At 47.2% G+C, this 3,915-nt stretch carries 6 protein-coding genes; 1 reads left to right on the top strand and 5 read right to left on the bottom strand.

Annotation, left to right across the window (positions count from 1 at the left end):
* Nucleotides 1-37 precede the first annotated feature (37 nt).
* Nucleotides 38-232, bottom strand: a complete 195-nt coding sequence (locus HMPREF9420_RS13710) for a hypothetical protein (RefSeq protein ID WP_155813733.1) — start codon at nucleotides 230-232, stop codon at nucleotides 38-40.
* A gap of 98 nt (nucleotides 233-330) precedes the next feature.
* Between HMPREF9420_RS13710 and HMPREF9420_RS13705 the strand changes: the two genes are divergently transcribed.
* Nucleotides 331-468 carry a hypothetical protein gene (locus tag HMPREF9420_RS13705; protein WP_007135898.1) on the top strand — a complete coding sequence of 46 codons (138 nt, stop codon included), beginning with the start codon at nucleotides 331-333 and terminating at the stop codon, nucleotides 466-468.
* 233 nt (nucleotides 469-701) lie between these two features.
* On the opposite strand, the gene HMPREF9420_RS13700 is transcribed toward HMPREF9420_RS13705, so the two are convergent.
* The 4 genes from HMPREF9420_RS13700 to HMPREF9420_RS11560 all read right to left on the bottom strand — a co-directional run bounded on the left by HMPREF9420_RS13700 (nucleotide 702) and on the right by HMPREF9420_RS11560 (nucleotide 3,892).
* Nucleotides 702-887 (bottom strand): hypothetical protein, encoded by a 186-nt coding sequence (locus tag HMPREF9420_RS13700; RefSeq protein WP_169309688.1) that lies wholly within the window; start codon nucleotides 885-887, stop codon nucleotides 702-704.
* Nucleotides 888-917: 30 nt separating this feature from the next.
* A complete protein-coding gene (locus HMPREF9420_RS14900; RefSeq protein WP_081457476.1) occupies nucleotides 918-1,046 on the bottom strand; it encodes a hypothetical protein in 129 nt (42 codons plus the stop codon).
* 27 nt (nucleotides 1,047-1,073) lie between these two features.
* Entirely contained in the window at nucleotides 1,074-1,244 is a 171-nt protein-coding gene (locus tag HMPREF9420_RS14015) for a hypothetical protein (protein ID WP_155813732.1), read from the bottom strand.
* Between the two features lie 62 nt (nucleotides 1,245-1,306).
* Nucleotides 1,307-3,892, bottom strand: coding sequence for a glycoside hydrolase family 95 protein (locus HMPREF9420_RS11560; protein ID WP_007135895.1), 2,586 nt, complete (start codon nucleotides 3,890-3,892; stop codon nucleotides 1,307-1,309).
* Nucleotides 3,893-3,915: the final 23 nt, after the last annotated feature.

Below are 3,915 nucleotides of genomic sequence, written 5' to 3'. Positions count from 1 at the left end.
CGCTATAACCATGCCTTCTCAAAAAAAGACTCAACACCTATGGCGTTGAATCTCCTTGCGAACGTTTACCCGGGGTAGGCTCGTTCCTCGCCAACCCTGGGCTATCAAAAGAACAACTCGTACCGAGTTGCGTGGTGAGGACATTCATTATGGTGAATATATTCATGGGAATATTGGCATAACACCCACAGCGTTGCATGGTTGTAACATTCGCAATGGGTGATGTATTCATTGAAATATTGACATAACACCAACAGCGTTGGTGATTAACAAACAATTTATGGGGTTATATTAATGTAGCTATTAAAATACGTTGTCAATAATATTCCAATGAATCATGCTACAAATAATAAATCAACACGCATTTCTCAACGCTGTAAGCGTTGTACTTTTGATAGCCCAGGGTTGCCAAACGATAGTGCAGGCTACCCTGGGGTAGTGTATGTAGCGTGGGGAACAACGCTGTAAGTGTTGTACCTTTTCGGCGCAACCTGCCATTTATTAATTTGTGTGTAAATATCAATCATTTTATGGAATAACCATGTCAACGCCATAGGTGTTGCGCTTTCGATAGCCCAGGGTTGCCAAACGATAGTGCAGGCTACCCTGGGTTAGGGTATATTGTGTGGGGAACAACGCCATAGGTGTTGCGCTTTCTAAGCGTAATCCGCCATGAATACCCTCGTTATAACCAAGCCTTCTCAGAAAAAGCGCAACACCGATGGCGTTGAATCCCCTTGCGAATGCCTACCCGGGGTAGGCTCGTTCCTCGCCAACCCTGGGCTATCAAAAGAACAACACCTACGGCGTTGCACCATGAGGGTATTTATATTGCAAAATATATTCATGGGGATATTGGCATAACATCCTATTAATCCCCTCGCCATAACCATGCCTTCTCAAAAAAAGCTCAACACTTACAGCGTTGAATCTCCTTGTGAATGCTTACCCAGGGTAGGCTCGTTCCTCGCCAACCCCGGGCTATCAAAAGAACAACACCTACGGCGTTGCACCATGAGCGCATTTATAATGTCAAATACATTCATTGGAATACCGGCATAAAACCTACGGCGCTACAACATTATAATATTCGCAATGGCGTATTCATTCATGGAAATGCTGGCATAAAACCTACGATGTTGCATGGTCGCAACATTCACCATGGCGGATTCATTCATGGAAACGCTGCCATAAAACCTACGATGTTGCATGGTCGCAACATTCACCATGGTGGATTCATTCATGGAAACGCTGGCATAAAACCTACGGCGTGCATGGTCGCAACATTCACCATGGGGAATCTGTTCTAATGAGAACGGCTCACGATTTGACGCATTTCAAGCCGTCCTTTGACCCATTTCACCTCGTAATTTCTGCCTTTTTGCGTGGCAAAATGAATGGAATTACCACGATAGTTGAGTTTACATGGCTCACCAGCCAACGACTTGATTGTGGCCGATTGCAATGTTCCCTCGTTCCACTTCAGGCTCACTTCAAAGCCACCGCGTGCCCTGAGACCGCTCACTTCGCCTTGTTTCCAGCTGTCAGGCAAGGCAGGTAAGAACTGAATGAAGCCTGCATGACTCTGCAAAAGCATTTCGGTGATGCCGGCTGTTCCGCCAAAGTTGCCATCAATTTGGAAAGGAGGATGAGTGTCCCAAAGGTTATTTAAGGTTCCGTTTTTCAACAGATTGCGCACTAACAGATAAGCATGATTGCCGTCTTGCAGGCGTGCCCACTGGTTAATCTTCCATCCCATGCTCCATCCTGTGGCTCCATCTCCACGATGTTCAAGCACCACTCGTGACGCCTTTGCCAAGTCGGGAGTTGCCGATGGCGTAATCGTGTGGCCGGGATGCAAGCCAAAGAGGTGGTTGACATGGCGGTGATGGTCGTTTGGATCATCGATATCTTCCGACCACTCTTGCAGCTGTCCATAGCGTCCTATGCGGTAAGGCGCAAGATGATTAAGCACCTGTTGCCACTGCTTTCGAGCCTCAACGTCTACCCCAAGCACTTTACTTGCGGCGATAGCATCAAGTAATATCTCGCGAATCACAGCGTGAACGAAGGTCACTCCCTCATCAATAGGCCCATGTTCGGGGGAAGTTGAGGGTGCAGCGGTATAGGTTCCATCGGGTTTTCGCCACAGATAGTCAACGGCAAAGTCGGCACTTTGCTTAATGAGGTCATAGAGTGTGGAGCGCAACAGCTGTTTATCGCGTGTGAAATCATAGTACTCCCACAAGTGTGTTGCAAGCCAAGGACCACCCATAGGGCATAGATTCCACGACATATCTTCACTCGAAAGAGGAGCTGTAAAGCCAAAGATGTTGCTCGAAACCGACGTTGTCCAGCCTCTCGCCCCATAGTAGGCTTTGGCTGTTTCGGCACCGGGCTTCACCAAAGAGCGTACAAAATCAATCAGCGGCAGGGCACATTCATCCAAATGAGTGGTATGAACGGGCCAATAGTTCATTTGCAAATTGATATTGTTATGATAGTCCACATGCCATGGTCCATCGACATTGTTGTGCCAGAGTCCTTGCAGATTGGCAGGCAAAGTGCCTGGACGCGAACTGGCAATGAGCAGATATCGGCCAAATTGATAATAGAGTTCTTCCAACGCATTGTCGGTAGTGCCGTTGCGATAGGCCTCTAAACGTTGTGCAGTGGGCTTGTCGTCAGCGGCATGGTTAGACGGATTCAGGCGCAGTTTCACACGCTGAAAGAGTGCCGAATAGTCGCGATAATGGCGTGAGAAAAGCTGATTATAGTCTTTCTTTTCAGCTTGTTGCATCCACGCTTGAGTCGTTACCTCGGGTTGAACGCCAACATAGGTCTTAGGATTCGTAAAATCTGGATTGAAGTTAATGCGGTAATCGGTGTCTGCCGTGATAAGAAACATCACCTCATCGGCATGGCGTATTTTCAGCGTATCATGCTCGTTTGTCACACTTCCGCCTTTTGTCACGGCCTGAATACGCACGACATATTGCATGCCATTATCGTCTAAAGCACCTCGATAGACTAAACCATTAGCGCCATCTGCCTGCATTTGTCCTGTAGAAACAGGGTTGGGAGCATAAGAAAAGTTAAGGTTTTGCCTGCCTTCGGCATTAGCTTTGAACCGCAACACCAAGACATTATCGGGATAAGAGACAAAGGCTGTGCGCTGATAGCACACCCCATTTTGGTTGAACTGCACCAAGGTGCGCGCCGAATCTAAAGAAAGTTCGCGACGATAGTGGCTGATGCCCTCTTCCGTTAGTCCTGTTTCGATGAATAACTCGCCCATCGTGGTGAAATTGCCAAAGCGGAAAGGCTTCTCATCCCTTTGCTCATAAGAGGCCCAACCATTGAAGTTTTTGCGTGTAAGGCTATCGGCTTTGGCTTTGTCGCCAGCCAAAAAGGCTGCCCGAATGTCTTTCAACACCGAGACACTACGCTTATTTACATTCCAATAATAGCTTGCATCATGACCATCATCTATATTTACTGGAAAAACATTATTATCATTTACATTCCAATAATAGCTTGCATCATGACTCACTCCGGGGCCTCCGCGCCACAAACTCTTTTCGTTTAACGTGATGCGTTCAGCCGAAATCGAACCAAAAATATTGGCCCCCACACTGCCATTACCAATGGGAAGCGAAGCCGACTCCCACTCTTGATCGGCGTTTTTCGACGAATTGCCGGCCATTTCAGGCTTTTTTCCATCCTTCCATGCCATGGGATTCCCCCCATACCACACGGCCTTTCCTTTCAGACTACAGGGAGAATCAAACCAAATCCGCAAGGGACGAGATGTATATACCTTATTTGTATGGCTCTGAACAGAACCACAGCATAACACCATTAAAGTCAAAACTGCAACTTTACACTTCATGCAAAACCGTTTTTCTCATACAC

Source organism: Segatella salivae DSM 15606 (assembly GCF_000185845.1).
In the GTDB taxonomy this organism is placed as follows: domain Bacteria; phylum Bacteroidota; class Bacteroidia; order Bacteroidales; family Bacteroidaceae; genus Prevotella; species Prevotella salivae.
This window is presented reverse-complemented; position numbering and strand designations above follow the sequence as displayed.

Excerpts from the sequence above, each read along its gene's own strand:
- HMPREF9420_RS11560 (WP_007135895.1), bottom strand. The coding sequence starts at position 3,892 with ATGAAGTGTAAAGTTGCAGTTTTGACTTTAATGGTGTTATGCTGTGGT.
- HMPREF9420_RS14900 (WP_081457476.1), bottom strand. The coding sequence starts at position 1,046 with ATGAATGTATTTGACATTATAAATGCGCTCATGGTGCAACGCCGTAGG.
- HMPREF9420_RS13705 (WP_007135898.1), top strand. The coding sequence starts at position 331 with ATGAATCATGCTACAAATAATAAATCAACACGCATTTCTCAACGCTGT.
- HMPREF9420_RS14015 (WP_155813732.1), bottom strand. The coding sequence starts at position 1,244 with ATGAATGAATCCACCATGGTGAATGTTGCGACCATGCAACATCGTAGG.
- HMPREF9420_RS13710 (WP_155813733.1), bottom strand. The coding sequence starts at position 232 with ATGAATACATCACCCATTGCGAATGTTACAACCATGCAACGCTGTGGG.
- HMPREF9420_RS13700 (WP_169309688.1), bottom strand. The coding sequence starts at position 887 with ATGGCGAGGGGATTAATAGGATGTTATGCCAATATCCCCATGAATATA.